Source organism: Psychrobacter sp. 1Y4, assembly GCF_051847555.1.
Genome location: NZ_JBPYDE010000386.1, coordinates 1 through 806, shown reverse-complemented (window position 1 = coordinate 806; position 806 = coordinate 1). Strand labels below are relative to the sequence as shown.

The 806-nt window shown below is 47.3% G+C and carries 1 protein-coding gene; it reads left to right on the top strand.

The window, feature by feature from the left end; genetic code table 11:
* Positions 1-160: 160 nt before the first annotated feature.
* A partial coding sequence (locus ACS8FC_RS16495) for a lyase family protein (RefSeq protein ID WP_439297572.1) occupies positions 161-806 on the top strand: 646 nt, incomplete at its 3' end.

Below are 806 nucleotides of genomic sequence, written 5' to 3'. Positions count from 1 at the left end.
CGTTTTAGAACATAGGGAGCAGAATCAGCTTATCCCAAAAAACACGTTTCAATAATCTAAACACGCATTAGACATAGAATTTTTTGATATTGATGCTATTGGGGCCCAGACTTATTTAGGTGGTAACGCAGCTATCCCTTTTGTGGCGCAAGCAAAGTCTTTGCTACCATCAGACGTAAGGCCTTTTTTTCATCAAACACTGACCAGTCAAGATGTGATTGATACTGCCATGATGATGATGCTCAAGCCCTCACTTGAGCATATCACGCAAGATTTGGAGGAGATACTCACCGCTTGCTCGGTACTGATTAAAGCGCATCGCTCGTCACCTATGGCAGGTAGAACTTTAATGCAGCAAGCCCTACCGATCACTTTTGGCACAAAAGTCGCCCAGTGGGCCGCTCCACTGATCGCCATCATACCTGATTTGTCGCAATTAATGCATTCGGGGTTTTACTTACAATGGGGCGGCCCTGTTGGAGTAAGTCACGAAGACAATGAAGACCATAATTTGCCGCAACAAGTGGCAGCATCGCTTGGGCTCTCAGCGCCGCTCCTCCCTTGGCATACCAATAGGCAGCCTATCCATGCAATTGCTTCCCTACTAGACGCTTGTGCAGGCACGATAGAAAATATTGTTGATGACATTGCATTGATGTCTCAATCTGAGTTGGACGAAGTAGCGGAACCTCCTATCGAGGGCATGGGCGGCTCTTCATCTATGCCGCACAAACGCAACCCAGTACTGTGTGCTTTGATTAAGACCGCCGCGCTCAGAATGCATGGGCACTTAAGCGTCATTAGTA